The organism is Paenarthrobacter sp. R1 (assembly GCF_030264015.1).
GTDB classification, from domain to species: domain Bacteria; phylum Actinomycetota; class Actinomycetes; order Actinomycetales; family Micrococcaceae; genus Arthrobacter; species Arthrobacter ureafaciens.
This window is the reverse complement of the sequence record NZ_CP127115.1, coordinates 2,958,155-2,984,582: the sequence shown is the minus strand read 5'-3', so window position 1 is coordinate 2,984,582 and position 26,428 is coordinate 2,958,155. Positions and strand designations below refer to the sequence as shown.

Below are 26,428 nucleotides of genomic sequence, written 5' to 3'. Positions count from 1 at the left end.
ATAATTAGTGCACTAACTAATTGGCTGCAGGGCTACCGGCATCGCATGTCCGCCGGTTGGAGCCACGCCCACAGCCCGGGAAGGAAACCATGACCACAGCCAGCGGAACCAATGTCAACGATCAAGCCGACGATCTCCTTCTTGAACGCCAGCTCTGCTTCGCCCTGACCGTGGCATCCCGCAGCGTGGTGGGGATTTATAAGCCCGTCTTGGAGCGGCTCGGGCTCACGCATCCGCAATACCTGGTGATGCTGGCCCTCTGGGAGCGGAGTCCCCGCACCCTCAAGGACCTCAGCGATGCCCTCCTCCACGAGCCCGCCACACTTTCACCGCTCCTCCGCCGCTTGGAGGAAGCGGACCTTGTGACAAGGGAACGAGTCCAAGGCAATGAGCGCGCCCTCGCCATCACCCTCACGGCGAAGGGCGCGGCCCTCCGTGAACAGGCAACTGCCGTTCCCGGGCAGATCCGCGAGCGCCTGCAGCTAAGCCGCGAAGAAGTGGCCGAACTGCACCAAGCCATGACAGGCCTGATCGCGGCAACACAACGCGGGGTCAGGGTCGGACAAGTCGGGTAAGCCGGAGAACAGCAGCACGCCCCCCGGCAGGTACAACACCTGGCGTCCAAAACCGAGAGACCGCGTAAAATGGCAGCAACCAAGGAGATCCAATGCGCATGCGATTCGTTCGGTCCGCCCTCGCAGTACTGACTGTTGCCGGACTGGCCGCCTGCACCGGCGGCCCTGCGCCGGACGCCACTTCAAGCAGCAGCGCCACGTCAAGCAGCGCCACCTCCAGCAGCAGCCCGGCGCCGTCGTCGTCGGCTACTACAGGGGCAACGCCCACGCAGGTTCCCACTACCCTTGGCCCCGGCGATACTTCGCCCAACCCGAGCCTTCCCGCCACCACGCCCACTCCGGGCCAAGGCAATGCGGAGCTGTCCATTACCTTCCTGGCATCTCCTGACGCCGCGCCGAAGAACTACACCTTGGTGTGCCAGGGCGGCGTTCCGGCGGCAGAGAGCAACCATCCCACCGCGGCCGCTGCCTGCGAGGTCCTGAAGAACTACCCCGCGCTCCTCAACCCCGCGCCGGTAAAGACCGACCAGGCCTGCACCATGCAGTTCGGCGGCCCGGAGACAGCCACCGTGACGGGCGCCGTTGACGGCACCGAGGTGGACGCGAAGTTCAGCAGGACCGACGGCTGCCAGATTGCCCTGTGGGACGCCGCCGGCAGCATCCTGGGTGCCAGTGGTGGTGCAGCCTAGGCTTCAGCACCTCCCCCAGGAGCAGTGGCTCGGGCTGGAGGCTGCCCATCACGCGCGCGTCGCCCGCTATGCCGACCCCTACCTCGCCCGCCGTTCCGCCGGGCAGAAGCACCCTGTGGAGGACTTCCTCTTCACGTATTACACGCAGAAGCCTGGGCAACTGCTGCGCTGGCACCCCGGGGACGGCGTTGTGCTCAGCGGGGAGCGCGCACTGGAGCGGGCCGACTGGAAGTTCTATCACAGGCTCGACGACGGCCAGCTCGCCGCCGTCGGACTGGCCCCCGGGACGCCTGCGGTAGCTTTCCACCGCGAGCCGTTCCTGGACCAGCGTGCGGAAGCTGTTCGCTTCGCCGGGATCATCCTCAAGGGCACCTCGATGCGGCCCGCCCAGTTCGGCTGCTTTGGCCTCCACGAGTGGGCCATGGTGTACAGGCAGGAAAAGTTCGAACTACGCCATGAGTACCTGCAGCTCAGGCTCGGCGGGGAGGGGACGGATGACGTGGTGGAAAAGAACCGCATCCGCTGCTCCCACTTTGATGCCTTCCGCTTTTACACGCCGGACGCTGTCGCCCTCAACGAGCTCGCTCCTACGCGGGAGAACCAGCGGACCATAGAGCAGCCCGGTTGCCTCCACGCCAATATGGACCTCTACAAGTGGGCCTATAAGCTGGCCCCCGCGCTGCCCAGCGAGCTGGTGATGGATTGCTTCGAATTGTCCTGGCGGATCCGGGCCATGGACATGCAGGCCTCACCCTACGACCTTGAAGAATGGGGCTACCCGCCCATCAGGATCGAGACACCGGAGGGCAAAGCCGAGTACGTTGAGTACCAGCGGGCTTTCGCAGCCGAGTCGCAGAAGTTGAGGGCCCGCGTGCTTGAGTCGGTGGGTCCGTTACTGGAAGCCCTGCCGGTCAACGCTTGAAGCACCCGCCGCACCAGCGAAAGGTAACCATGGTTTCTTCCGAAAAGACCGAATACGACGTCGACCTGACCGTAACGCTGACAGAGGCACCCGGCGCGGAGCCGAGGACGTACCGCCTCCGTTCCGCTGACGGCGTCCTCTCCCCGGACGAAGGTTCCGTGGAATCCAACTTGCCGGACGCGCATGCGGCACTTGCCGCCGTCGAGCAGTTCGGCGAGGAAGCCTTCTTCCCGGTACCGCGTCCGGACCGGATCTGCACGCAGCAGTACGGCGGACCGCAAATCGCGGTGGTCGAGGGGACGTTCCGCGGACGGCAAGTCAACAGCCAATTCAGCCGGACCGACGGCTGCGAAATCGCCCGGTGGCGCAGCCTGGCGCCCTTGTTCGGCGGCCTCGGGGGCTCAACGGGCAACGTGTGAAATTTCCGGCGTAAGCAGGCCCGGACGGCGGAGGAACAATCCCACTTCCAGGGCCGTGGCCAGGCACAGGCCTGCGTTCACCCAGATTGCCGTAGTGACACCGCTGAGGACGGCCGGAGGGGCGTTGTTTCCGATAGACAGGATCTGTGCGGTGAAGATGGCGCTCATGATCGGAATACCCATGGTGATGCCGATTTGCTGGCTCATTGTTGCCAACCCCGTAGCCAAGCCTTGCTCTCCATCAGGCAAGCCAGATGTGGCGGTGACCATGTAACCAACAATGACGACGAGGTTTGCCACACCACCGATGAACGTGGCAATCAGAAGCAGAGCAATCGAAGCCGGGTGTTCGCTGAGCAGCACAAGCGCGCCGGTGGCGATGGCTTGGACGATGAATCCGTAAACAATGGCCTTCTTGTTGCCGATCTTTCCGATGACCTTGGGGCCAAGAACTCCACCGAGCACTGTGCCGAGGCCGAGGACCGCGAAGGCAAGACCGGCGCCAAGCGGGGTGTACCCGAGCACTTGCTGCAAGTACAGGGTCAGCAGGAATACAAGGGACGTCTCGGTGACGAAGGCAAGAATGCCGGCGATGTTTCCCCAGGCGACTGCGGAGCGCTTCAAGATGTCCAAGGGAACCAACGGGGACGACGCCTTGCGCTCCACCGCCACGAAAGCCAAGAACAGAACCAGGGCTGCGGCGAGCGACCCCAAAGTCAACGGATCGGTCCAGGAATGTTCGGCGGCGTTGGTCAGGCCAAAGACGAGTGCAAGAAGGCCCAGGGTTACCGTGATGGCCCCGGGGACGTCGAGCTTCAGTTTGGCAGCTGGCTTGCTCTCACCGAGGACGATCGGGGCGATGATGAGAACCGCGACGGCGACCGGGACGTTGATGAAGAAGGCCCAGCGCCAACTGAGCAGGTCGGTCAGGAGCCCGCCAAGGATGGCGCCGGTTGTGAAGCCTGCGGCCATCAGGGAACCGTTGAGCCCCAATGCCTTGTCCCGCAGCGGACCTTCGGGGAACGAGGCCAGGAGCAACGACAGCGCAGCAGGGACGACTATCGCCGTCGCAATGCCTTGACCCACGCGGGCTATCAACAGCAGTGCGGGATCGGCAGCCAGGCCACCGGCCAGCGAGGCAGCTCCCAGCAAAGCCATGCCGATGATGAACATCCTGCGACGCCCCGCAATGTCTGCCACGCGGCCAAACAGGAGCGTCAACCCGGCAGCGCAAAGCGCGAACGCCGTAGCTATCCACTGCAGGTTCTCCAGGCTGAATCCAACGTCGGCGCCGATGGCCGGGAGGGCAACGTTGAGGATGGAAAAGTCGACGGCCAAGGTAAAACTCGCCGCCAGCAGGACAATGAGTGCCAGCCTTTGACGGCCGTTCATACGCGCCGGAGCCTGGGTTGCTGCCTGGACGGGCGTCCGGACTTCTTCAGTCAAGGGTGGAACACCGGGTTCCGTGCTGACATCGGGTTGCGTTGTCATGGGAAAGGTCCTTCTTTTGGAGGTACAGCCGCCCGTGGACGGCATCTTCACAACTCCACGTTCATCCAATCCCGCAGCATCAACCACACCCCCTTCTGCCTACCACTGGCAGTGACAGGACAAGGTCCCACGACACCGGCAGAATGGGGCGCATGAGTAATCCAAGTGAACTTGGGGAGTTTCTTCGCGTCCGAAGAGCTGCCTTACAGCCAGAGGACGTCGGCCTGCTGAACTACGGCATCCGTCGCGTACCGGGCCTGCGCAGGGAAGAGCTGGCGATGTTGGCCGGTGTCAGCAGCACCTACTACACCCGGCTGGAGCAGGGGCTCAGCAATAATGCGTCCGAGGCCGTGATCGACGCCATCGCGCGGGCTTTGAACTTGAACACCGATGAGCGGGCACACCTTTTCAACCTCGCCCGGCCCGGAACAAGCAAGCGACGGACCCTGACCAAGCCGGACAAGGTCAGGCCAGGCACACTCCGGCTCATCCAGTCGCTGGCCACGACGCCCGCCGTCGTCCTTGGACGCCGCAGCGAGGTCCTGGCGTGGAACCGCATCGGCCACAGGCTGGTGGCCGGCCACTTGGATTTCGCCTCGCCTGACTCTCCATCCACGCGGCCCAACATGACGCGGCTGCTGTTCCTGGACCGCCACACACGTGAGCTCTACACACGCTGGCAGGAGGAGGCCACACGTGCTGTTTCTTCGCTGCGGCTGGTAGCCGGCCGTGCCACGGATGACCCGGAACTTGCGTCGCTAATTGGGGAGTTGGTCATGAACAGCCAGGAGTTTGCCAACCTGTGGGCCCGTCATCCCGTGGAGAACTGCATGTCCGGTGTGAAGTACATGCACCACCCCGAGGTTGGCGATATTGAACTCAACTTCGAAGTCCTGTCTCCGCCCGATCAATCCGGTCACCGCGTCCTCATGTACGCCGCAGACCCGGGTACGCCCGCGGCAGAAGCGCTGCAATTGCTGATGTCCTGCGAGCACGCCACCGGCGCTGAGCAGCACAAGCGCGTCACGGCCCAGTGATGGCGGCGGACTATTAGACCGCCAACGAAGGACGCTGCCCAGCCACCAATCGGCGGTCCGTGACAACTGTGGCCGGTGGGAAAACCCACCGGCCACAGTTGTTACAGGGAGAACACAGACTAGCCTGCGTTGTTCTCCTGTGTCGGCTCGTCGCTGCGGATCTTGCCGCGGTGCTTCTTGTCCTTCTTGGGATTCTCATTGTCAGGAACAACTACTGCCCCACCCGGGCTCACCACTACGGTGACGAAGCTGGGCTCGCTGGTCCCGTCGAAGGTCAGCCGGCCGATGTAGGAACCCGGTTCCAGGTTCTTCCAGTTCAGCGCGATGGTGCCCTTCTTGCCGTTGGCCAGCTTGATCGGGTTGGGGGTGAGTGTGGCGTTGCCTTCGTTCGCGCCGAGGACGGCGGCATCAACAGTTGCCTTGGTGGGCTGGTTGTTGGGGCTCGCGTACAGGTTGGCGAAAACGTAGTAGTCACCCGGCGCCGGGTTCGTGACAGTCACAGACTCGCTGGCCGAGGCCGTGGCGGACGGGAGCTGCTGCCCGGAGGGTGTCAGGACCAGCATGTCGAAGTCCGCGGCCTCGTCGGAGGAAATGACCGAGAACTTGGCCAGCGCACGGCCTTCACCCACCGTCACCTTCTTCACGAAGTTGGATGCGTTGGTCTCGCCCGCGAAGGGGCCGGGGACCAGTTCCACGGCAGAGGAGTCAGCCCTGGACAGGCCGTCAACCGTGACGCCCACCGGAAGGTTGGTGCCGGAGGTGATGTTGATGGTTCCCGAGCCGTTGGGGCCGGTACCGGTGAAGGCGAGCGCTTTGTCAGCAATCACCGACTGTGGGCGGACCGCGATGGGTGAGGTGACGGTCTGCTTGGCACCCTGCCAGCTCAGCGAACCCATGGCGAACTTGCCCAGTTCTGCGTTCTTGTTCTCGAACCTCACCTTGAACGTCCGCTTCTCACCGGCGCGGCTGAAGTTGAGGACGGACGGGGTGACCTTGACGTCGACTCCGGGAACGTTGACCGTTGCCCGGTACAGACCCGGCGTCAGGGCAGTGACGGTACGGGTGACCTCGATCTTGCCGGCGAGGTTGCCCAGCGCGAAGGAGGGCACGTTCATGTCACGGGCCTGCGTGGTGCCAAGGCCCGGAATGCCCAGGTCCATGCCCGTTCCCTGGACGAACTTGAGGTAGTCCTCCGTGGTGTTGTCGTAGACCAGGCCCGGCGAAAGGACCTTGGCAGGGTCCACCTGTCCGGCTCCGGTTGCGAAGACGTCCGTGTTCGGAGTGCCGTTGGCCAGTTTCACTTGGCCTGCGGTGGTCATCATGGCGGACTTGACCGCTGCCGGGGACCATGTGGGGTTCTTGGACAGGACCAGGGCTCCGAAGCCTGCCACGTGCGGGGAGGCCATGGACGTACCGGACAGGAAGCCGAAGTTGTCCCCTCCGGTTCCGATCGGGGAAACGCCGGCGAGGATGGCGACACCGGGAGCGGAAACATCCGGCTTCAGGAGGTCGGAGTCAGTAGCCAGCAGCGGGCCGCGCGAGGAGAACCCGGCAATTTGCGGCTGGGCTTCAGCCGGGAGACGCGTGGTGTCGCGGTTCAGCAGGGAGACGGTGATGGCCGGGTTGGCCGCGACCTTCTCCTTGATGGTGGCGGTAGCCGGCGGGTTGACGTGCACGGTGGGGACCGCGTGTTTGTCGGTGTCCAGCGAGGAGGCAGTCAGGTTCACAAGGATCATGCCCACGCCGCCGGCACGCAGTACTTCGGCGCTCTTGGCGGTACGGTCAACTACGCCGCGGTCGCAGACAACTACCTTCTCCGCCACCTTGGCCGGGTCCAGCGAATTCGGAGCGCAGAGGGCAGCGTCACCGTTGCCGCTGGCGGCATCGGTGGAAAGCACGACGCCGGCACCGGTCACCTCCTTGTTCATGATGCTCGCTCCGCGGAACTTGCTGCCATCGGAGAATTCCACGGTTCCCTGCAGTTCCTGCGAGAACGAGGTTGCGGCTACCGTGGTCAGCCAGGGTGCTCCGTGGTTGACGGTGCTGGGCGTCGGGCCGGAGTTGCCGGCGGACGTGGCCACAAAGATGCCTGCCGAAGCGGCGGAAAGGAACGCCAGGGAAACAGGATCCGTGGTGGACGTGGCAGAGCCGGAAATGGAGTAGTTCAGTACGTCCACGCCGTCCAGGATTGCCTGCTCGATCGCATCAACGGAAGCCGATCCGTAGCAGCCGCCTGTGGAGGGGTCGGTGTCTTCCCAGCAAACCTTGTAGATGGAGAGTTTCGCGGCCGGTGCTATGCCGCTGGTGACGCCGAAGCTGCGCCCGTCAACCGTTGCCTCAACGTTGGCGTTGCCGGCTGCGGTGCTTGCGGTGTGAGTGCCGTGGCTGTCCACGTCCACGGGGGAAATGAGTTCCTCAGGGGCGCGGTTCTCCGGAGGAACGGTGTCCAGGAAAGCGTCCGCGAAGTAGTGGGTGCTGAGGACCTTGGAATTGCAGGCGCTGCCGTCGTAGTCGGCGCCTGTGCCGGTACCGGGCTGGCACTCACCAACAAAGGTGTCTCCGTCGGCCTTGAGCATCGCAATCTTGCCGTCGTCTGTGCGGTAGGGAACGCCTATTTGGGGGTTGCCAACGAGGGGTCCTACAGGTTCGCCGGCGAAGAACGGGTTGGAAGGGGTGTAGCCGGTGTCGATGACGCCAACCACGGTGCCCTTTCCTGCGTTGTCCACCCCGCCGTACTGGGTTGCCCAGGTGCCATTGGGCCCGCTGAGCTTCAGGAAATCGGTGGTGGAGTAGTCAGGGGCCTGTTGCGTGTCCGGAGCCACCAGCAGGACGTCGGGATCCTTGGCCAGGTTGATGGCCTGGTCTGCCGTGAGGTTGGCGCTGAAGCCATTGACAGCGGTGGTGAAGTCGCGCTGGATCTTGACGTTTTCCTGCTTCGCGATTTCCTGTTGCTTGCGCTGCAGGTGCGACTGGTACTGCTTCACCTCGGCACTGTCGGCCTTTAGCTTCTTGCCCTCTTCCGGTTTGGTAGGCGCCAAGCCGGGCGTGCCGCCGTCGTAGGTCGCAGCGGGCTTCTCCGCGAGGACCACCATGTAACGGCCGTCCTTATAGGCAGCAGGGTCAAGGTTCTTCTTGGCCACAGCCGGAACGTTTTCCGCCGATGGAGCCGCCTGGGCCGGCAACGCCACGGAAGAGAACACCAACGGCAGACCGACAGCCAAGGCCGCCGCCTTCCGAAGGCCCTCGCTTCTGACGAAGCTCTTTCGTTGGGATTTCACGAGTGAGTGCACCTTTCACTGGGGAGGACCGGGCGCCATCGCCTGGACCTTTCAAACGGGGGCCGGTTGCGGCATTGACAGTTCCTGTCAAAGGCGCACTACCAACCGAGTCACAGAGTACAGAGTGAGAGCGACATATGACATAAGGCACATTTTTGTGTTTTTGTCTTGTCACAATCGGGCCCGTCCTCCCCAGCATCAGGAAGCTAGATCTTCTCCCCCTTCGGCGTTACTTGGAGCCGGTCGAAGGAAACCTGGCGGCCGTCCTTGTCCAGCACCACCACGTCATCCCGGCCATTCCTGACCTCGGGCGGGAGGATGAACTCCACGGTGTCCCCAGTGGTGGGGAACATCCAGCCGAGGCGGTAGCCGGTCTTGTTGAGGTACACGTAATACCACTGACCGTACTCAAGCCCGGCGAGGGACACCTTCTGTCCGGTCCGGTACTTGAAGGCCGTGCCGAGATCGAACGGCGGCGTCTTGTCCTCAAGGTCCTGAACTGTCAGTTCGGGTTCGTTGCTTGGCTGCACCGGCTGCACCTTGAGTTCCAGGGGTTGACCTTCCGCAGTTGCGGCTACTTCCTTGGACCCGTTGCGGGCCGTGGCTTCAAAAGCCGTGGCAGCCAACGATCCTGCTGCAACGTCAGCAGCGGTCAGGACGTGCTCGCGTGTTGCCGTGGCAGTGTCTCCGGGGGCAAGGAAGGGCAGCGATATCCCGGCGTCGGGCGCTTCAAGGCCCGTCAACGCTACATTGCCCGCGTTGCCCACGGTGTAGGTGAAAGTTACAGGGTCTCCGGCGCTGGCGAAGCGGTCTCCGTCAGCATCCTTCCATTCGGCCACCACTGTGGCGGACAAGGCAGCATCGCGGACCAACAGGTCCACTTCTCCCCCATTGATCCGATACGTCCTGGTGCTCTGGCCCGCTGCGCCGACCTCCCAGGTGGTGTCGGGAACAAAGAAGCCCTGCTCCACTTCTTCAGCCGTCACCGCGTGACGGGGCGTCGCGCACTCATAGCTCTGGCCTGCCGGGAGGGACAGGTAGCGGCAGTTTCCGGCCCCGGCAGGAAGGAACGGACTGAAGTTGCCGGCTGTAGGAACCACCTGCTCCACGAACGGGCTGGTGTTCTTGACCGTAAAGGCGTAGGGAACCAGCTCGCCTGCCGCGTACGGCCGGGTTGCGAGGTCGCGTCCGACGTCGGTGCGCGCACCGCTGATGTCCGCCGAAATCAGGCCATCCCGCAGGGCGACCGCAGCGCCGGTGAACTGCACCGTCTTGGTGAGTGACGGCGTCGTTGTGGAAGTGATGCTGAAGGTGGCCTCCGGAACAAAGTAGCCCCTCTCCATATCGGCGGCCGTGATGGTGTGCTTGGCCGTGGTGCAGTTGTAGCTGGCTCCGGCTGCAAGGTTGTTATAGCGGCAGTTGGGGGCCGCGGGAGGCAGGAAGCCGGAGTCGAACGTTCCGGTCAACGGCACGGAGTTGGCCGCCACATTCGCGGTGCTCTTGACGTTGAGCGTGTACCCCAGCACGTCACCGGCCTGGTACGGGTTGGCCGCTACGTCACGTGCCGGAGCCGAGCCCGTGATGGTAAGGCCCACTTGCGGAGCCACGGGCGTGGTGGCGGTGAAGGTGAACTGCGAAACCCGGCCATCCGCCGTCGTGAATGCCGCGTTGAGGCTGCGCGGGCCACTGGCGTCCGCCGGTGCGGTCAGTGCAACGGTCACGGTGACGGACGCACCGGGGGCGACGTCGGGCACGGGCACCGTGGTGGCAGACCACCCCGACGGCGTATAGACAGTTGCGGTCGCGCCGGAAAGCGTGGTTGCTTCCTGGTTAGTGACGGTCACCGGAACCTCCTGCGTTGCGCTCGGGGCGATGTTGACTGCCGGTACTGCCAAGGGAGCGCAGACGTAGTTCAACCACGCGTCGTCGAAGGTGGCGAAGGGCATGTTGTCCGTGTAGTTGCCCTCGTAGAGGACACCGAATTTTCCGTCCGCCAGCCGTGTCACTGTCGAGTAGGCCGAGAAGCCGGGACGGATGGTGCGCACGCCCGGCCAGGTTGCGCCGTCGTCACAGGAGACCCGGGCCGAGACGTTTTCGCGGCCGGTCTTGGAGTTTGCGTTGGTGAAGATCAGTTTCTTCGCGTCTGCGGAGCCCTGCGCCGCGTTGGGGAACATGCGGGCGATTGCACCGTTGTTGGCAGGGTCCGGCAATTCCGTGTCCTGGCTGACGGGGCCGTACGTGGCTCCGCCGTCCGTGGAGACGGCCACCTTGCGGTAGCCCTGGTTGGCGTTGTCCCGGGAGTTGAGCAGGACCCGACCGTCGGACAGTTCCACAGTCTTGTTCTCGTCCATCCGGTCGCCCACGTTGGCACCCTTGTGCCACGTGACGCCGTGATCGTCTGAATAGACGCTGTAGGCCTGGATCTTGTTGCTTCCGTCAGCTTGCCGCACGTCGCCGGCGTACTGCTGGATGAGACGGCCCTTGTGCGGGCCGTATTTGAGCTGGATGCCCTCACCGGAGGAGGCAAAGTTGGAGCGGACGTCGCCGGCTGCCGGGTTGGTCTTGCTGGTACCCGGCTTGGTGACGGAGGTGATGAGGCGGGGCTGGCTCCATGTCACGCCGGCGTCGGAGGACTCGATGACAGCGGAGGAAATGACGTTCCGGTCCGCGTCGTCGTTGCCGAACTGACTGCCGCCAAAGCCTTGGTCCTTCGAGTACACGAAGAAAGCGAAGACCTTGTTGGCTTCCGCGTCGTAGATGTACGAGGGATCGCTGTAGCCGTATCGAGGGCCGCTGGCATCGGCGACGTGGCCTGCGGCGATCACTTGGACCGGCCCCCAGGTCTTGCCACCGTCCGTGCTTCGGCGCTGGACGATCGAGTTCGGGTTCGGGGCGTCCGCCGCCGAACCCGGGCGACCGTCCCACGCTGCAAGGACCACGTCGTTGCCAAGGTAGGTAAGCGCGGGAATCCGGTAGAAGAAATTCGCCGCCGTGCGGTCGGCCGCCAGATTGGTTTCAGAGAAGCTGCCAGGTGGAAGCGTGGGCGAATTGGGCGGAGTGGGGGCCGCCTGGGCGGGCAGTCCCAAGCCGGCCAGCAAGCCGATGCTGACCGCGCAGGTCAGTACGCCGGTTGCGGCTCTTCGGACTAGCGATGGTGCGGAGGTGCTGTTGGATCTCAAATCCGTGTTCCTTCCTCTTTCCGCTCACTGCGGAGGTGCTGGTGGATCATTCGCGCAGACTAGATACCTCGTATTACGTGCCACGTCGAACGTCCTACAACCATAAAGTGCTGGCCGTCACATTGCTAGCGATGACGCTGAATCAAGTTTTTGTCCGCCAAAGCAGATAACGTCGAGCACAAGCCCTCCACCAGAGCAAAGACCATGACCCGCGAGCAGTAACGGAGTTCCGCCTTGAAGATCCTCGTCCCCAATACCATCGAGCTGGACCTCGGAACTTCGGGCGAAGAGGTCGCGTCCTACCAAGTGGACCAACCGATTCCGGACGAACACATCGACGCCGAGGTCCTGGTGACGTGGCAGAACACCAGCGGCAACCTGGAGGACGCTGCCCGGCGGCTCACAAACCTGCGGCTCGTCCAGACGTTGGCAGCCGGCCCCGATTCGGTGCTCGCAGCCGGGTTCCCGGACAATGTGCAGGTCACCTCAGGCCGCTCGCTCCACGACGGTCCGGTGGCGGAACACGCACTGGCATTGGTGCTGGCAGCCGTGCGCCGCTTGGACGTGCTGTTCGAAGGGCAGAAGTCGGCACTCTGGGACCGGGAGTACAACGCGGCCCAGTCCGCCCCGGACACAGAACAGCTCTACACGCTCGACGGCGCCAAAGTCACCATTTGGGGGTTCGGCTCGATCGCAGGACGCCTCGCTCCCCTGCTGGCCGCGCTGGGTGCGGAGGTCACCGGCGTCGCGAACTCTGCGGGCGAGCGCTACGGCTTTCCCGTGGTCGCAACCGGGGATCTCCCCAAGGTCCTGGCCACAACGGACGTGCTCATTTCCATCCTCCCGGCCACCCCCGAGACGGAAAATTCGCTGAACGAAGAGATTCTGGATGCCCTGCCGGATACGGCTGTGTTCGTGAATGTAGGACGCGGCGCCACCGTGGACGAAGACGCCCTGCTGGCCGCCCTTCGCGATGGCCGCCTCCGCGCAGCGGCAGTGGACGTCACCAAGACAGAGCCCCTGCCGGCCGGGTCGGAACTATGGTCCGCACCCAACTTGATCATCACTCCGCACGTCGCCGGGAACCGGCCCAAGGGCGGGTCAGCCCTCGTATTGTCGAACATCGCAGCGCTCCGCGAGCGCCGTGAGCTGAAGAACCTGGTTCGCTGATTCAACCCTGCGTTTGACGCAAAAAGAGCGGGCGCGCCCGGCAAGGGCGCGCCCGCTCTTTTGACGAAGGATCACGTGTGCTCGTACGTCAGGCAGTCCGCGGAATCTGCGCCGGGTCCCACCTTCACGTCGTGTGCTTCACACATGAGGTTGTTGTTATGCACGCATTCGGAACGTTGGCAGGCGCCGACGTGGGCGAGGACCTTTGGAAGTCCACCCATGGCGTTCGTGTCAATGAACGTGGCGCAGGAAGCGTGGTCCTGGGTGCCACCGATGGTGATGCCGAATGCCGTGCATCCGTCATGATTGAATCCGCAACTGCCAACGCTACAGGCGGATACTTCTGCAATGTGGTCCGTCATTGTTCCTCCTGGTCGGGTCTTGGTGGCCCCGGCAAGGGACCGGCGTGTAGGACCTAAACTACGCCGGAATCCAAGAGTTTAACCCGTTGCATTAGCGCATTTGTACGTTCGCTATTACTGCGGTGCGCTACCCGTAAGCCGCCGGTGCTGCCCGACGGACATTATTTGCCTGGCGTCCTGATCGCCCGGCTGATCCGTTCCCGCGTCTCCTTGTCCAGTGCAGTGGTGACCCGCTGGCTTCGTGCAGCCTTGTCTGCCTTGATTTTTTGGAGGACCATGCGCCCCAGCCCGGCAAAGACCGCGGCACCCACAATGCCCAACACCATCGACTTCGGTTTCTCAGCCATGCCGCCATCCTAGTGACGCCCGGCACCGGCCGCCACACCGCCGTCGGGCCCTTCTACGCAGGGAATTTCCACTGAAACGGCCCGGGCTCCTCGCGCAATTGCGCTGAATAGGGTATGCGCGCGACTCCCGGTAGGATAGATGTGCAAGCTCGCGGAGCGCCCCCACACCGTTTCAGGACACCGTTTTCAGGACACAGTTCGAACGCGGCTGACCGGCGTGAGACGGCACCCTCCGCGGCAGCCTTATTTAAAGGTTCACCCAACTCACGCACAGGAGTTACCGGATGCCCCGGATCGTCGTTGACGTCATGCCCAAGCCCGAGATTCTGGACCCCCAGGGGAAAGCCATTGTGGGTGCACTGCCCCGCCTTGGCTTCAACAGCTTCAGCGCAGTCCGCCAAGGCAAGCGCTTCGAACTGACGGTTGACGGCGAGGTGACCGACGCTATCCTGGCCCAGGCCCGTGAAGCTGCCGAGACTCTGCTCTCCAACCCTGTCATCGAAGACGTAGTCAACGTAGAGGTCGTCGAGGCCTGACATGACTTCAATCCCCCTGATTGGCGAGGCCGTGGCTGTCGCCGCGGAGCCCCGCTTGGCAGGCGCCAAGATCGGCGTCGTCACCTTCCCGGGTACCTTGGACGACCGCGACGCCGCCCGTGCAGTTCGGCTTGCAGGCGGCACGGCGGTGTCGCTTTGGCACGCAGACGAAAGCCTCGGTGACGTTGACGCCGTCATCATTCCCGGCGGTTTCTCCTACGGCGACTACCTGCGCGCCGGTGCCATTTCGCGTTTCGCGCCGCTGATGTCCAAGATCATCGATGCAGCAAACTCCGACGCAAAGCTGCCGGTCCTCGGTATCTGCAATGGTTTCCAGATCCTGACCGAATCGCACCTGCTGCCCGGCTCCATGATCAAGAACGACCACCTGAAGTTCATCTGCCGCGACCAGGTGCTGCGCGTCGAAAATGCCAACACCGCCTGGACCGTGGACTACCGGCAGGGCCAGGAAATTACTGTGCCGCTGAAGAACCAGGACGGCCAGTACATCGCCGACGAGAAGACCCTCGACGCCCTTGAAGCCGAGGGCCGCGTCGTCTTCCGCTACGTGGGCTTCAACCCGAACGGCTCCCGCCGTGACATCGCCGGGATCTCCAACGCTGCCGGCAACGTGGTGGGCCTCATGCCCCACCCCGAGCACGCCGTTGAGGCAGGCTTTGGTCCCGAAGCACTCGATGGAGCAGCGTCCGACACCGACGGACTCGGTTTCTTCACCTCCGTACTGACCAAGATTGTGGGAGGCGACAAGTGACCACGGAAACCACCAAGAAGTTCAACATCGATACCGTTGAAAACGCCGCCAAGACCCCGGACACGGAACTCCCGTGGGCCGAACTGGGCCTGAAGCAGAACGAATTCGACGAGATCGTCAAGGTCCTCGGCCGCCGCCCCACCGGTGCCGAGCTCGCCATGTACTCCGTCATGTGGAGCGAGCACTGCTCCTACAAGTCTTCCAAGAACCACCTCCGCCAGTTCGGCGAGAAGGTCACGGAGGAAATGAAGAAGGACATGCTGGTGGGCATCGGCGAGAACGCCGGCGTGACCAACCTCGGCGACGGCTGGGCCGTGACCTTCAAGATCGAGTCCCATAACTCGCCGTCGTTCGTTGAGCCCTACCAGGGCGCAGCTACCGGCATCGGCGGCATTGTCCGCGACATCATCTCCATGGGTGCCCGCCCCGTAGCCGTCATGGATCCGCTCCGCTTCGGCGCGATCGACCACCCCGATACCGCACGCGTCATGCACGGTGCCGTTGCCGGCATCGGTGGCTACGGCAACTGCCTCGGCCTGCCGAACATCGGCGGCGAAATGGTCTTCGACTCCGTTTACCAGGGCAACCCGCTGGTAAACGCGCTGGCTGTGGGCGTCATGCGCCACGAGGACATCCGCCTGGCCAACGCCTCCGGCAAGGGCAACAAGGTTGTCCTCTTCGGCGCCCGCACCGGTGGCGACGGAATCGGTGGTGCCTCGGTGCTTGCCTCCGAGTCCTTCGACGACTCCAAGCCGTCCAAGCGCCCCGCAGTCCAGGTTGGCGACCCCTTCGCGGAGAAGGTGCTCATCGAGTGCTGCCTCGAACTCTTCAAGGGTTCCCTGGTGGAGGGCATCCAGGACCTCGGCGCCGCGGGCATCTCCTGTGCGACGTCAGAGCTCGCTTCCAACGGCGACGGCGGCATGCAGGTTGAGCTGACCTCCGTCCTGCTGCGCGACCCCACGCTGACCCCGGGCGAGATCCTCATGTCCGAGTCCCAGGAACGCATGATGGCAATCGTCACGCCGGAGAACGTGGAAGCGTTCGAGGCCGTGATGGACAAGTGGGCCGTGGAGTACTCCTGGTTGGGTGAAGTGACCGATACCGGCCGCCTCATCATCACCTGGGAAGGCGAAGTAATCGTCGACGTCGACCCCCGCACCGTTGCGCACGACGGCCCGGTATACGACCGCCCGTTCGCCCGCCCGGAGTGGCAGGACTCGGTCCAGGCCAACGCCTTCACGGGTTCCGTTGAAGACGCCAACCGTCCGTCCGCTCCCTCGGAACTGGCAGCGGCGGTCACCGAGCTGGTTTCCTCCCCGAACATGTGCAGCAAGTCCTGGATCACCAAGCAGTACGACCGCTATGTTGGCGGCAACACTGCCATGGCGTTCCCGGATGACGCCGGCGTGGTCCGCGTTGACGAGGAAACCGGCCTGGGCGTGGCCTTGGCCACCGACGCCAACGGCCGCTACACCTACCTGGACCCCTACAAGGGCGCACAGTTGGCACTGGCCGAGGCCTACCGCAACGTCGCCACTTCCGGTGCCGTTCCGATGGCCGTGAGCGACTGCCTTAACTTCGGCTCCCCGGAGGACCCGGACGTCATGTGGCAGCTCGCCGAAGCCATTCGCGGCCTCTCCGATGCCTGCATGGAGTTGGGCGTCCCGGTGACCGGCGGCAACGTCTCCCTGTACAACCAGACCGGCACCACACCGATCCATCCCTCCCCCGTGGTGGCAGTCCTGGGCAAGCTCGACGACGTCGCCCGCCGTACGCCGTCGGGCTGGCGCGAGGACGGGCAGGCCATCTACCTGCTGGGCACCACCGCGGCTGAGCTGGATGGTTCCGAATGGTCCAACCTGCGCGGACACCTCGGTGGCCAGCCCCCGAAGGTCGACCTTGCAGCTGAGCGCCAGCTTGGTGAGATCCTCATCAACGCGTCCCGCGACGGCATGGTTGATGCCGCACACGACCTCTCCGAAGGTGGCCTCGCAGCCGCACTCGTGGAGTCCTCGCTGCGTTACGGCGTCGGTGCCCGCATCGCGCTGGAAGAACTCATGGAACGCGACGGTGTGGACCTCTTCACCGCGCTGTTCTCCGAGTCCCAGGCACGTGCGATCGTGTCCGTTCCGCGCTCCGAGGAAGTCCGATTCAAGGACATGTGCACGGCCCGCGGTTTCGCGCACCTCCGGATCGGCGTCGTGGACGCAGCCGGTGGAAAGCTGGAGATCAACGGCGTGGACGAGCTCTCCTTGGAGGCCCTCCGCGAAGCCCACGAAGGCACTCTGCCGAAGTACTTCGGCTAGCACGCAAAAGACGCGGGACCACTCATGTGGTCCCGCGTTTTGTGTTTAAGACGGCCAGGTTTCCTGCCGCTTCAGCTGTGCTGTGAACTCGGTCCCGGAAACCGGGCGGCCAAAGTAATAGCCCTGCCCGCTGGTGCAACCGATGCTCCGCAGCGCTTCGGCCTGTTCGACGGTCTCTATTCCCTCCCAGATGCCGTCCAGTCCGCAGGAGCGGATCACGTTCTGAATGGCGGCGAGGAACTGCAACTGGGTGTCGTCCTTACCCAGGTCGCGGACGAACTCCCGGTCCACTTTGACGTGGTCCACCGGCAGCTTGCGTAGGTAGCCGATGGATGAGTATCCGGTGCCGAAGTCATCTATCTCAAGGCCCACACCCAGCCGGTGGAGGCTCATCAGCGTGTAGCGGTCCAGTTCGTTGTTCTGGATGATGGCGCTTTCTGTCAGCTCCAGCACCAGCGACTCCGGCGGAAGGCCTGCCGTGGACAGGGCTTCCCGGACATCATCGACGAACTCCAGGCTCTGCAGATCCGGTGCCGATACGTTGATCCGCATGGAGAAATCGTGGTGTGCGGTGGCCGGGTCGCGCCGCCACGCGGCAAGCTGGGCCACGGAATTGCGCAGCACCCAACGGCCCAGTTCCGGAATCAAACCCGTGGCCTCGGCAACGGGAATGAACTTGTCCGGCATGATGAGTCCACGTTCGGGATGGTTCCACCGCACCAAGGCCTCGCTGCCTTGGAGCCGGCCGGTAGCCAGCTCCACAATCGGCTGGTAGAAGAGCACAAGCTGGTCCGACCCGATGGCATGACCCAGTTCGCTGACGATCTGCCGCTCGAGTTGGCGCGCCAGCAGGGTGGCAGGATCGAACGTCCTGACCTTGTTCCGGCCCTCGGCTTTGGACTCCCCCAGGGCAAGGTCTGCTTCCATCAGCAGCTCGGCAGGAGTGCGGCTGGGATCGGCGGTCCTCAACCCCATGCTCGCTGTGCAGCGCACGTTCGCGCTGCCGAGATTGATCTCGGGTTCGACCGCAGCCAGGATGCGGTTCCCCGCGGACACTGCCCGGGCCAGCGGTGTTGCCGGCAAAAGGATTCCGAACTCGTCGCCGCCCAGGCGGGTGACGACGTCGTTCTCCTGCACTGCCGCCCTGATACGCGAGGCGACGGTCTGCAGGATAAGGTCCGCGGCGGCGTGGCCAACCGAGCTTTTGACGGCTTTGAACCCGTCCAGGTTCAGCAGCAGCAGGGCAGCCGGCGATGTTCCGTTTGACGCGGCCGCTTGGGCATCCCGCAAGGCGTCCTCGAGCACCAGCCGGTTGCCGAGGCCCGTTATAGGGTCGGTTTCAGGGTGGTGGCTCGCGGCCGTGCGGGGTTGTTTCAAGAGAGGTCCAGGTACCGCAAAGTGTCGTCAACCACGGACTTCGGCTTGGCGACCGGGTTGTTCCGTTCGTCAAGGAACAAACGGTAGGAAGCGATGTCCAGCTTCCCGTCGGGCTGCGCGGGTGTCCCGGCGCGGTAGACCTGAGGCAGCCAGGAGCGTCCGAGGATGGCTTCGACCCATGCGTCGCATTCCCCCAGGGGCAGCGGGACCCGGGTTCCCGTGGTGCGCCGGTGGCCTGCGATCGAGAGAGTGATGCAGCTTCCTTGCAGCCCCTTGTCCGCCGTGAGCCAGGCGAGTCCCTGAACATCTGCGACGATGGTCAGGTTGGCGCTGGCATCCTCTACGGAGTGGACGGGATTCATCCGCACCGAGCGCCTGGCCGTGTTGAGGGTGGTGGACGTGCCGGCCTGGTAGGGCGGGCTGGTGATGTCCTGACGGAACGCGGCCAGTTCCTGGTTGTGCTGGATCTGGATCTTGGTGGTCAGCTGGTTGATGGTCATGATCGTGCCTCATCCGCGATAGTTGCCGCCTCAAGGCGGTTGGCTCCGACAATCCGGTTCCTGCCCTGCGCTTTGGCGCTGTAAAGGGCTGCGTCCGCAACTTCGATCATGAAGGTGAGGTCTGCGGTAGCTGGAGTGCTGGATGTGACTCCGTAGCTGACCGTGGGGAAAGCGCCGCCTCCGGGCACTTCCATGGTGGCCATCCGTTTGCTTATTTCGAGGGCAATGTCTTCTGCCCTTTTCTGCGTGGCACCAGGCAGGAAGAGGACAAACTCTTCCCCGCCGTAGCGCCCCACCAGGTCCGTGGACCTGACGCTTTCCCGGCAGGCCTCCGCGAAGGCCTTCAGTGCTGCATCTCCCGCGCGGTGGCCGTGTTCGTCATTGACGGCTTTGAAGTGGTCCAAGTCGGCAAGGACGACGGCGGCACCCGAACCACTGGCGCGCAGGCGCTTGAGCTCCGCCCCTGCCAGGTCCATGAAGGTTCCCCGGTTGAGGAGCCCGGTGAGGTGGTCGCGGCTGGCCCGTTCGCGGAGCCCCCTGATCAGTTGATCGTTGCTGAGCGTCGTCATGGTGAACGAGGCGGCGACCAGCAGGACAGTGGTCACCAGGCCCAGCGGTCCTGCACCGAAATAGCCTTTGAACAGGGTGCTGTCAGGACCATGAGTCACGTAGAAGATAAACCGCGCAAAGAAGTACAGGGTGGCGAACCAGGCAACGATCGACATCGCCTTGGATATTTGTGGATGGGTGGGCTTGAAGTGCCAGAGATCCCTGGCTGCCAGACCAACACCAACCGTGATCATGGCCAGATACACTGCGCCACCCGACCAGATGTTGTTTGCCGGGTCCTCCAGGGTGGAAGCGACCCCCGTGACCAGGGGCCCCAAAGCCAGCAGCCAGGGGGCTGCCCTGAGGTCGCGCAAGGTCCTGGCGCCTGCCCAGATGCTGAACGCACCGGCTACCACCAGCACGTTGCCGAGGGGGTTGGCCCACACCTGGTGCGGAGTTCCGTTCAGCAGGAAGCCGGCATTGCCGAGCATGAATTCGAAGAGGGCCAGCGCCCACCACCCCGTGTAGGGGGACCTGGTCTTGCCGTAGGAGGCTGAGAACAGCAGGAAAAGCGTGAGGGTAACGACTCCAAGGGACATCCTGGCGGAAAACGCATCGAGTATCACGGTTCGCTCCTGCCATTGGGTCCCCCGCAAATCTCCACCATGGCTGGATGCTTGTCAAAGCAGGTTTCTTCCGTGCTGCCGCGCAATGTGCCCATGCTGCTCGTCTCCCCCCGTGGATGATCGTGACTCCAGTGTGATCCGGCTCGCTCAACCTCCTCGCGGCATTCCCTCAAGATTCGATCAAGATCGCCGCCTGCGCCTGTTTAATGGGCGTATGTGGATTGGGTGGGTCGAATTCGATGTGCTGCTGGGCGATGTTCACAGCCTCAAGGAGAAGCGCTCGCTTGTGCGCCCGGTGGTGGCTGAGCTGAAGCGGCGCTTTGACGTATCGGCCTCGGAGACCGGGCTTCAGGACCAGCACCGCCGGGCATTGATTGGCGCGGCACTGGTGGCTCCGGACCACGGGCACCTCAGGGAAGTACTCGACGCCGTGGAACGGTTCGTCGCTGCCCGGCCCGAGCTTGAGCTGCTCAGCGCCAGGCAGCGGGAAATCCACAGCGAGGACTAGCTAGTCGATGGTCAGCTCGCCCATGCGGTCCCAGCCGCTGCCTTCGAGCTGGCGGCTGATGATGTGCGGGGTTTCGGCGAGGGCCTGGGGCATGTCAGCCATCGCCTTCTTGAAGTGCGCGCTGTTCACGTGGGCCTCGGCGGCGTCGTCCTGGAACGCTTCCACCAGGACGAACTCGTTCGGGTCTTCCACGCTGCGGGACCAGTCGAACCACAGATTGCCCGGTTCTTCGCGCGTGGCCTGGGTAAAGTCGGCCACCAGGTCCAGCCAACGCTCCGACCAGTCGGGTTTCACCTTGAATTTGACCACAATGAAAATCATGTAATTCGGCCTTTCGATCACTTGCCGGGACTGTACTGCCCCGGCACCGGTTGCCGTTCCATCCTTTCAGAGTTAAAGCCCGACGGCGGCCCGCACCGAAAGGCGCGCACCGCCGTCGTACGTCCCGCCTGGCCGGGGCTATTTCATGGTTCCCTGCGACACCGAACCCTGGAGCTGGCGTTGGAAGATGACATACACGATCAGCACCGGCACCACGGTGACAGTGACCGCCGCGAACAAGGCGCCGAAGTCCACCGCATACCCCATCTGCCCGGCGAAAGCCGCGAGGCCTTGGGACAGCACGCGCGGTCCGGCCGCATTGATGGAGACCGGGATGAGGAACTGGTTCCACAGGCCAAGGAAGTTGAAGATCGCAACGGAGGCAAGGCCCGGCTTGGCCATGGGAAGCATGACCTGGAAGAAGGTCCGCCACTCGCCCGCCCCGTCCAGGGCCGCGGCCTCCGTGATCTCGTGGGGTAGGGACTTGAAAAAGGAGAACAGGAAGAACACCGTGAACGGCAGGGCAAAGCCGACGTACACGAGGATCAACCCGGGCAGTGTATTGAGCAGCCCGATGTTCCGCATGACGAAGAACAACGGGACCATGGCCAGGAAGATCGGAAACGTCAGCCCGGCGAGCATCAGGTAGTAGATGGCCCTGCTGCCGAAGAAGACATACCTTGCCAGGACGTAGGCACACATGGCTCCAAGCACCATGACGATCACCAACGCGCCGCCCACCACGATCACCGAGTTCAGGAAGTAGCTTCCAATCCCGGCATCGCTCCAGGCTTTGACGTAGTTGTCGAAACGCCACTCGGACGGCAGGGCGAACGGAGAAGCGAAGATCTCGCTGGAGGTCTTGAACGATGACATCACCGTCCACAGGAGCGGCAGGATGACGATGAGCGACCATATGGTCAGGGCGGTGTGGGAAATGGCCCCCACCACTTTGTCGCCGGGAGTAGTTGCGGGTGTCCGCGGCTGGAAGTGCAGGGACTTCCTTTCCGGCATAACTGTCTTGGTGGACATCAGTTGCTCACATCCTTGTCGCCGCCGGTCAGCTTGTTAACAGCGAACACCAGCCCGGAGAAGATCAGGGTGGTGATTGCCAGGACCACGCCCATGGCGCTGGCGAGCCCGAACTGGCCCTTGCTGAACGCCGTGAAGAACAGCTGTTGGGACATGACAAGCGTCGAGTTGTCCGGCCCGCCGCCCGAGTTGAGGGCCGCCATATACACGAAAGCGTCCAGCGCCAGGATGCCCATGTAGATGTAGGCAGTCTGGATGTTGTCGCGGATCAGCGGGATGGTCACGGACACCGCCGTCCGGAACCTCCCGGCGCCGTCGATGCGGGCAGCTTCGAACAGTTCGGCGGGAATGCCCTTGATGCCGGCCACGAACAGCACCATGTAGAACCCCACGAAGCCCCACACGATCACGAACATGGTGGCGATCATGGCTGTGTCCTTGTTCCCCAGCCAGGCGAAGTCCTTGAACTGCTCCATGCCCAGCCCGGTGAGGATCCCGTTCAGCAAGCCGCCGGAAGGATCGTAGATCTGTCCCCACATGATGCCGATGGCGATGGCAGGAATCGTGTAAGGGAAGAAAGAAACCACGCGGTAGAAACTGGAGTTCCGCAAGCCCTTGATCTGGCCCTTGCTGCTGCCGCCCACCGTGACCATCGTCGCCAGGACGAGGCTCAGGACAATGGTGATGATGGGCAGGAAGATGACCAGGAGGATGTTGTTCCCCATGGCCTTCATGAAGATATCGTCCGTGAAAATTTTGGCGTAATTGTCCAGCCCGATGAAGTTTTGGTTCGGCGAGAAGCCGGACCAGTCCGTCAGGGAGTAGCCAAAGGCCTGGATGAACGGCCAGATCACGAACAGGATATAGATAGCGAGCGGCAGGCCCAGGAAGACGAGGAAGAAGCTGGCCTTGTCCCACGTCAGGGGCTTGCGCCGCCGCTTGGCGGACGCCGGCGGCGGAGGAGCCATGGCCGGAACGACGGCGGCCAAACCGTCGCCGCTCCGGCTCTGCTGTGGTTCCACTACGGTCACTTCACTTCAATCTTCTTGACCGAGCTGTCGTTGCGGACTTTGTCCGTGATGCTCTGCAGGGACGACGTCAGCGTGGCAACGTCCGACTTGCCGTCGAGGAAGGTGTTCCACACAACCAGCTGGTCCTTGTTGGTTCCGTAGAGGTCGATGAAGTTCCAGGTGTAGATGTTCTCGCCGGCATCGCTCAGGAGTTTGGTCTGGGACACCAGGGCCGTTGAACCAAAGCCGTCCTCGGGGACAGTGTCCTTGACGATCGTGGGGGCGAGCTTGGTCTTCGCGAAGTTGGTGGCGGCTTCCTTGGAGAGCATGACGCGGAGCAGTTCCTTGCCGCCGGCCACGTTCTTGCCCTGCGACGGGACGATGTACGGTTCACCGGCCGCGCTGTGCAAGGACTCGTAGGGCATTTTGGGGCTGGAACTCACTGCGGGAACGGGCGCCCCCGTCATCTTGAAGTCAGCCTTGGTCTGGTCCTTCATCTCGTTCTCAATCCAGGAACCGGACGGGTAGAACACTGCCTCCTGTGCGTTGCTCCACTGCGCCTGAGCTGCCGTGAACTGGGTGCCGGACCCGCCGGGCTTAAAGAAGCCTGCCTTCACGATCTTGTCCATGGCCGTGAACACGGACTGGACGGCCGGATGGGACCAGCAATCGGCTTTAAGGTTTTCCAAGGCGAGCCGAACCTCGTCGCCGCCTTCCTTGATGGCCGAGGCGATTGCCATCTCCTGGTAGTACGTGGCGGCTTCCTTGCCCCACACAAACAGGTACTTGCCCTTGGCCTTGGCCTGCTCGCCCAAGGCATACATCTCATCCCAGGTCTTGGGCACGGTCCAACCGTTCTCCTTCAGGAGGGAATCGGAGTACCACATCGCGTAGACCGTCAGGACGTAGTTCAGGGCGGCCAGTTTGCCGTCGAAAGTGCCGGGTGCGAGCACACCGGTGTAGAGGGTGTCCTTGATGACCTTGCCCTCCAGGTTCTTGGCCTCCACAACGCTGGTGAGGTCTTCGAGCTGGGCAAGGATGGTGCTGAAGCCGATTGCCTTGGCACCGGAGTTGTCGATCAGGTCCGGCGGGTTGCCGCCGACGAAGCGTGGCTGCAGTTCCTGCGCAATGTCCGTTGACGGGGCGATCTTCGCCGTGGAACCGGCGTGTGCAGATTCAAACGCCTTACCGGCAAATTCAACGTAGTCGATGCCGTAGCCACCCTTGAAAATGACTGCGTCAACGGTGGATTTGTCCGCCATCCCGAACGGGTTGGTGTCCGACACTGTGCCGGAAGGACCAGCCGTGGTTCCCCCTCCGCCGGCTGCACAGGACGCGATGGTGCCGCCCATCGGGACGAGCACAGCTGCAGCAAGTGCTCCGCGCAGGAATCCGCGGCGGCCAAGGGACTGGTGCTGAATGGTCATTTTCATACCCCTTAAGTGACTCGTATAGGCCGACTCAGGCGTCTGGGGCACCATTGAGCCGACAGTCTGGGTTGACGCCCTACAGCACCAACCTTCGTGTGACATACTTCACTAAGAGTGATTGGAAATCAATATTTCCCCGTAGTTTCGATCAACTTTTGTCAAAGTGTGATCTTTTTAGAGCAGTCCCGCCCATCCGAGTTGCTCCCGTTGCCGCCGGCTCAGGCTCGCCACCACCAGGTCGTAGGAGTCCTCCACCATGTCCCGGATCATGTCGTCCGGGAGCCCGCCGTCCAACCGCACGCCGTTCCAGTGCCTCTTGTTCAGATGCCAGGCGCCGGTGATTTCAGGATGGGCAGCGCGCAACTGCTCGGCAAGCGCAGGCTCGCACTTGAGGCTGACGGACCAGTTGCCGGGATCCATGGCCGACAGGGCAAACATCTTGGCCTCGTGGCGTACGCCACCGGACACCGCAGCCCTCACCTTGAAGACGGACAACTCCGGGCCGAACGGGAAGTCTTCAAAAGCACCCGGAAAGCCGAGGCAGATCTCACGGAGGCGTGGCACGTCCATGATTCGAGGGTACCGCTGCCGGCGTCCCGGACCATCAGCTACGCGACGCCCAGGAAGTCCTCCAGCAACACCACTTCCAACCCCGCCGCGAGCTGGGCAGCACGGAAAGCGGCCAGGTCAGCGGCGAACTCCGCCCGGAAATGCATCAGCACAATATCCCCCGGGCGTAGGGAATTTCCTACCTGGTAGTCCATCTTTCCCGCGTTGGCTTTCGCTTCCCACGTGACGATCGCCTTCATGCCGGCATCCGCCACAGCCTGGCGCATCACGTTTGAATAGGCGCCGCCCGGGGGACGGAAAAGCGTTGGGCGCCGCCCGTACTGCTTCAGCGCGTACTCCTGCATGCCCACCATGTCGGCGAGCTGCTGCTGATAACCCCACTGCCGAACCATGTTGATGTTGTGCGTGACCGTGTGGTTTTCCACCAGGCTGCCCTGGGCCTTGAAGGCGTCAAAGAAGGCGGGGTTCTCGGCGATGGTGTCCTTGGTAAGGAACAGCGAGGCCGGGTAGTCGTACTCAGCCATGAGCTTCACGGATTCAGGGCTCTTGATGTTGCCGTCGTCAATCGTCAGGAAGACCACCGGATGCTGCGTAGGAATCTTGGTGATCACGGGAGCCAGGCCACCCACTACGGGCGGCAGTTGGTAGTCGGGGATGAAGCTGCGGCGAATGCGCTTGGAGGGCTTCGGCGTCGCGGTTGGAGCGGGGGTGCCCGACGGCGGCACCTCACCGGCCGCCGCCATCGCTCCGTTGCCGGCCGGCCCCGCCGGCGAGGCGGACGCACTACCGGGCGGCAGCTCCGGCGTCGTACTTTCCCCTGCGCTGCACGCCGATAGTCCAGCGACTACCGACGCCCCGAAGGCCCCGAGGACGGCCCTCCTGCCGGGCGAGAAGAATGGCACAGCGGAAGGCTGCTTCGGCACGTTATCCCCCATGGATTAGTGAATGGTCCAGCTGCAGGGTAGCAGCAGAACCGGCGCGCGCCTTACAGGCCGTAATGCCAGCCTTCACGTGCCGGGCAGGAGTTGACCACGACGTCGAGCCCTGCGTCCCGGGCGCGCTGGCAGGCATCGTCGTCAAAGACTCCCAACTGGAGCCAGACCGCCTTGGCGCCCACCGCGATGGCCTCGTCAATGACGGCGCCCACGCGCCCGGAGTTCACGAAACAGTCCACGACGTCTATGGGGTGCTTATCAGCGGGAATATCGGCGAGGGATTTGTAGCCCTTTTCGCCGTGGACATCCTCGCCCTTGAGATTGACCGGAATGATTTCCATGCCCATCTTGTCCCGCACGTAAAGGGAGACATCGTAAGCGGAGCGCCATTCGTTGGTACTGAGCCCCACGATCGCCCAAGTGCCTTTTGTTCGCATCAACCGCTCCACCACGGCCGGATCGTTCACATGCATCATTCACCAAGCCT

The 26,428-nt window shown here is 63.4% G+C and carries 25 protein-coding genes; 10 read left to right on the top strand and 15 right to left on the bottom strand.

Features of this window, described 5'->3' with window-relative positions:
* The first annotated feature begins 89 nt into the window (after positions 1–89).
* From QN084_RS14525 to QN084_RS14510, 4 genes are all read left to right on the top strand, one after another.
* The gene (locus QN084_RS14525; RefSeq protein ID WP_069696307.1) at positions 90–575 is read left to right on the top strand and encodes a MarR family winged helix-turn-helix transcriptional regulator; all 486 of its coding nucleotides are present in this window, start codon (positions 90–92) and stop codon (positions 573–575) included.
* A 98-nt stretch (positions 576–673) separates the two neighbouring features.
* On the top strand, positions 674–1,264 hold the full coding sequence (locus QN084_RS14520) for an SSI family serine proteinase inhibitor (RefSeq protein ID WP_352231279.1): 591 nt from the start codon (positions 674–676) through the stop codon (positions 1,262–1,264).
* The gene (locus tag QN084_RS14515) at positions 1,251–2,186 is read left to right on the top strand and encodes a hypothetical protein (RefSeq protein WP_021471665.1); all 936 of its coding nucleotides are present in this window, start codon (positions 1,251–1,253) and stop codon (positions 2,184–2,186) included. The genes QN084_RS14520 and QN084_RS14515 overlap by 14 nt, the downstream gene beginning before the upstream one ends.
* A 29-nt stretch (positions 2,187–2,215) precedes the next feature.
* Positions 2,216–2,605: a serine protease inhibitor gene (locus QN084_RS14510; protein ID WP_069696305.1), complete on the top strand. Its 390-nt coding sequence runs from the start codon at positions 2,216–2,218 to the stop codon at positions 2,603–2,605.
* Here the strand turns inward: QN084_RS14510 and QN084_RS14505 are convergent.
* Entirely contained in the window at positions 2,588–3,997 is a 1,410-nt protein-coding gene (locus QN084_RS14505; RefSeq protein WP_069696334.1) for an MFS transporter, read from the bottom strand. The genes QN084_RS14510 and QN084_RS14505 overlap by 18 nt on opposite strands.
* Positions 3,998–4,248: 251 nt before the next feature.
* Between QN084_RS14505 and QN084_RS14500 the strand changes: the two genes are divergently transcribed.
* Complete coding sequence (locus QN084_RS14500) at positions 4,249–5,133, top strand: helix-turn-helix transcriptional regulator (protein WP_069696304.1); 885 nt, start codon at positions 4,249–4,251, stop codon at positions 5,131–5,133.
* Positions 5,134–5,252: 119 nt separating this feature from the next.
* Here QN084_RS14500 and QN084_RS14495 read toward each other — a convergent pair whose 3' ends face one another.
* Together QN084_RS14495 and QN084_RS14490 are read right to left on the bottom strand one after the other, a co-directional pair.
* Positions 5,253–8,411, bottom strand: coding sequence for a S8 family serine peptidase (locus QN084_RS14495; protein WP_441339069.1), 3,159 nt, complete (start codon positions 8,409–8,411; stop codon positions 5,253–5,255).
* A 206-nt stretch (positions 8,412–8,617) separates the two neighbouring features.
* The gene (locus QN084_RS14490; protein ID WP_069696302.1) at positions 8,618–11,590 is read right to left on the bottom strand and encodes an exo-alpha-sialidase; all 2,973 of its coding nucleotides are present in this window, start codon (positions 11,588–11,590) and stop codon (positions 8,618–8,620) included.
* A gap of 234 nt (positions 11,591–11,824) precedes the next feature.
* Here QN084_RS14490 and QN084_RS14485 point away from each other — a divergent pair, with 234 nt between their 5' ends.
* Positions 11,825–12,760: an NAD(P)-dependent oxidoreductase gene (locus tag QN084_RS14485; RefSeq protein WP_069696301.1), complete on the top strand. Its 936-nt coding sequence runs from the start codon at positions 11,825–11,827 to the stop codon at positions 12,758–12,760.
* 71 nt (positions 12,761–12,831) lie between these two features.
* On the opposite strand, the gene QN084_RS14480 is transcribed toward QN084_RS14485, so the two are convergent.
* Both QN084_RS14480 and QN084_RS14475 read right to left on the bottom strand, forming a co-directional pair.
* Positions 12,832–13,122, bottom strand: a complete 291-nt coding sequence (locus QN084_RS14480) for a DUF1540 domain-containing protein (RefSeq protein ID WP_021471672.1) — start codon at positions 13,120–13,122, stop codon at positions 12,832–12,834.
* A 161-nt stretch (positions 13,123–13,283) separates the two neighbouring features.
* Positions 13,284–13,469 carry a hypothetical protein gene (locus QN084_RS14475; protein ID WP_021471673.1) on the bottom strand — a complete coding sequence of 62 codons (186 nt, stop codon included), beginning with the start codon at positions 13,467–13,469 and terminating at the stop codon, positions 13,284–13,286.
* A gap of 284 nt (positions 13,470–13,753) precedes the next feature.
* Between QN084_RS14475 and purS the strand changes: the two genes are divergently transcribed.
* Genes purS through purL form a run of 3 tightly spaced genes read left to right on the top strand, consistent with a single transcriptional unit; the run spans position 13,754 to position 17,083 of the window.
* Positions 13,754–14,005, top strand: coding sequence for a phosphoribosylformylglycinamidine synthase subunit PurS (gene purS, locus QN084_RS14470; RefSeq protein ID WP_011773385.1), 252 nt, complete (start codon positions 13,754–13,756; stop codon positions 14,003–14,005).
* A 1-nt stretch (position 14,006) separates the two neighbouring features.
* Positions 14,007–14,777, top strand: coding sequence for a phosphoribosylformylglycinamidine synthase subunit PurQ (gene purQ, locus QN084_RS14465; RefSeq protein ID WP_021471674.1), 771 nt, complete (start codon positions 14,007–14,009; stop codon positions 14,775–14,777).
* Positions 14,774–17,083 carry a phosphoribosylformylglycinamidine synthase subunit PurL gene (gene purL / locus QN084_RS14460; RefSeq protein WP_021471675.1) on the top strand — a complete coding sequence of 770 codons (2,310 nt, stop codon included), beginning with the start codon at positions 14,774–14,776 and terminating at the stop codon, positions 17,081–17,083. Before purQ ends, purL begins: the two co-directional genes overlap by 4 nt.
* A 45-nt stretch (positions 17,084–17,128) precedes the next feature.
* On the opposite strand, the gene QN084_RS14455 is transcribed toward purL, so the two are convergent.
* From QN084_RS14455 to QN084_RS14445, 3 genes are read right to left on the bottom strand one after another with little or no spacing between them, the layout of a single operon-like run.
* The gene (locus QN084_RS14455; protein WP_083261809.1) at positions 17,129–18,460 is read right to left on the bottom strand and encodes a putative bifunctional diguanylate cyclase/phosphodiesterase; all 1,332 of its coding nucleotides are present in this window, start codon (positions 18,458–18,460) and stop codon (positions 17,129–17,131) included.
* Positions 18,457–18,960, bottom strand: coding sequence for a hypothetical protein (locus QN084_RS14450; protein ID WP_021471677.1), 504 nt, complete (start codon positions 18,958–18,960; stop codon positions 18,457–18,459). Before QN084_RS14450 ends, QN084_RS14455 begins: the two co-directional genes overlap by 4 nt.
* The gene (locus tag QN084_RS14445) at positions 18,957–20,135 is read right to left on the bottom strand and encodes a GGDEF domain-containing protein (protein ID WP_021471678.1); all 1,179 of its coding nucleotides are present in this window, start codon (positions 20,133–20,135) and stop codon (positions 18,957–18,959) included. Before QN084_RS14445 ends, QN084_RS14450 begins: the two co-directional genes overlap by 4 nt.
* A gap of 214 nt (positions 20,136–20,349) precedes the next feature.
* Here QN084_RS14445 and QN084_RS14440 point away from each other — a divergent pair, with 214 nt between their 5' ends.
* Positions 20,350–20,643, top strand: coding sequence for a DUF503 domain-containing protein (locus tag QN084_RS14440; RefSeq protein WP_021471679.1), 294 nt, complete (start codon positions 20,350–20,352; stop codon positions 20,641–20,643).
* Here the strand turns inward: QN084_RS14440 and QN084_RS14435 are convergent, their stop codons facing one another.
* The 7 genes from QN084_RS14435 to QN084_RS14405 form a co-directional block, all read right to left on the bottom strand.
* A complete protein-coding gene (locus QN084_RS14435) occupies positions 20,644–20,964 on the bottom strand; it encodes a putative quinol monooxygenase (protein WP_021471680.1) in 321 nt (106 codons plus the stop codon).
* A 138-nt stretch (positions 20,965–21,102) separates the two neighbouring features.
* Positions 21,103–21,996: a carbohydrate ABC transporter permease gene (locus tag QN084_RS14430; RefSeq protein WP_021471681.1), complete on the bottom strand. Its 894-nt coding sequence runs from the start codon at positions 21,994–21,996 to the stop codon at positions 21,103–21,105.
* A complete protein-coding gene (locus tag QN084_RS14425; RefSeq protein WP_021471682.1) occupies positions 21,996–23,027 on the bottom strand; it encodes a carbohydrate ABC transporter permease in 1,032 nt (343 codons plus the stop codon). Before QN084_RS14425 ends, QN084_RS14430 begins: the two co-directional genes overlap by 1 nt.
* Positions 23,024–24,433, bottom strand: coding sequence for an N-acetylglucosamine/diacetylchitobiose ABC transporter substrate-binding protein (ngcE, locus tag QN084_RS14420; RefSeq protein ID WP_021471683.1), 1,410 nt, complete (start codon positions 24,431–24,433; stop codon positions 23,024–23,026). The genes QN084_RS14425 and ngcE overlap by 4 nt, the downstream gene beginning before the upstream one ends.
* A 177-nt stretch (positions 24,434–24,610) precedes the next feature.
* Entirely contained in the window at positions 24,611–25,006 is a 396-nt protein-coding gene (locus tag QN084_RS14415) for an MmcQ/YjbR family DNA-binding protein (protein WP_021471684.1), read from the bottom strand.
* 38 nt (positions 25,007–25,044) lie between these two features.
* The gene (locus tag QN084_RS14410) at positions 25,045–25,908 is read right to left on the bottom strand and encodes a polysaccharide deacetylase family protein (RefSeq protein ID WP_225740060.1); all 864 of its coding nucleotides are present in this window, start codon (positions 25,906–25,908) and stop codon (positions 25,045–25,047) included.
* Between the two features lie 83 nt (positions 25,909–25,991).
* Entirely contained in the window at positions 25,992–26,417 is a 426-nt protein-coding gene (locus tag QN084_RS14405) for a CoA-binding protein (protein ID WP_021471686.1), read from the bottom strand.
* Between the last annotated feature and the right edge of the window lie 11 nt (positions 26,418–26,428).

What these genes read in the sequence shown, in the direction of transcription:
- QN084_RS14525 (WP_069696307.1), top strand. Translation starts at nt 90, where the DNA reads ATGACCACAGCCAGCGGAACCAATGTCAACGATCAAGCCGACGATCTC.
- QN084_RS14520 (WP_352231279.1), top strand. Translation starts at nt 674, where the DNA reads ATGCGATTCGTTCGGTCCGCCCTCGCAGTACTGACTGTTGCCGGACTG.
- QN084_RS14510 (WP_069696305.1), top strand. Translation starts at nt 2,216, where the DNA reads ATGGTTTCTTCCGAAAAGACCGAATACGACGTCGACCTGACCGTAACG.
- QN084_RS14505 (WP_069696334.1), bottom strand. Translation starts at nt 3,997, where the DNA reads ATGAACGGCCGTCAAAGGCTGGCACTCATTGTCCTGCTGGCGGCGAGT.
- QN084_RS14500 (WP_069696304.1), top strand. Translation starts at nt 4,249, where the DNA reads ATGAGTAATCCAAGTGAACTTGGGGAGTTTCTTCGCGTCCGAAGAGCT.
- QN084_RS14480 (WP_021471672.1), bottom strand. Translation starts at nt 13,122, where the DNA reads ATGACGGACCACATTGCAGAAGTATCCGCCTGTAGCGTTGGCAGTTGC.
- QN084_RS14475 (WP_021471673.1), bottom strand. Translation starts at nt 13,469, where the DNA reads ATGGCTGAGAAACCGAAGTCGATGGTGTTGGGCATTGTGGGTGCCGCG.
- purS (WP_011773385.1), top strand. Translation starts at nt 13,754, where the DNA reads ATGCCCCGGATCGTCGTTGACGTCATGCCCAAGCCCGAGATTCTGGAC.
- purQ (WP_021471674.1), top strand. Translation starts at nt 14,007, where the DNA reads ATGACTTCAATCCCCCTGATTGGCGAGGCCGTGGCTGTCGCCGCGGAG.
- QN084_RS14450 (WP_021471677.1), bottom strand. Translation starts at nt 18,960, where the DNA reads ATGACCATCAACCAGCTGACCACCAAGATCCAGATCCAGCACAACCAG.
- QN084_RS14440 (WP_021471679.1), top strand. Translation starts at nt 20,350, where the DNA reads ATGTGGATTGGGTGGGTCGAATTCGATGTGCTGCTGGGCGATGTTCAC.
- QN084_RS14435 (WP_021471680.1), bottom strand. Translation starts at nt 20,964, where the DNA reads ATGATTTTCATTGTGGTCAAATTCAAGGTGAAACCCGACTGGTCGGAG.
- QN084_RS14430 (WP_021471681.1), bottom strand. Translation starts at nt 21,996, where the DNA reads ATGTCCACCAAGACAGTTATGCCGGAAAGGAAGTCCCTGCACTTCCAG.
- ngcE (WP_021471683.1), bottom strand. Translation starts at nt 24,433, where the DNA reads ATGACCATTCAGCACCAGTCCCTTGGCCGCCGCGGATTCCTGCGCGGA.
- QN084_RS14415 (WP_021471684.1), bottom strand. Translation starts at nt 25,006, where the DNA reads ATGGACGTGCCACGCCTCCGTGAGATCTGCCTCGGCTTTCCGGGTGCT.
- QN084_RS14405 (WP_021471686.1), bottom strand. Translation starts at nt 26,417, where the DNA reads ATGATGCATGTGAACGATCCGGCCGTGGTGGAGCGGTTGATGCGAACA.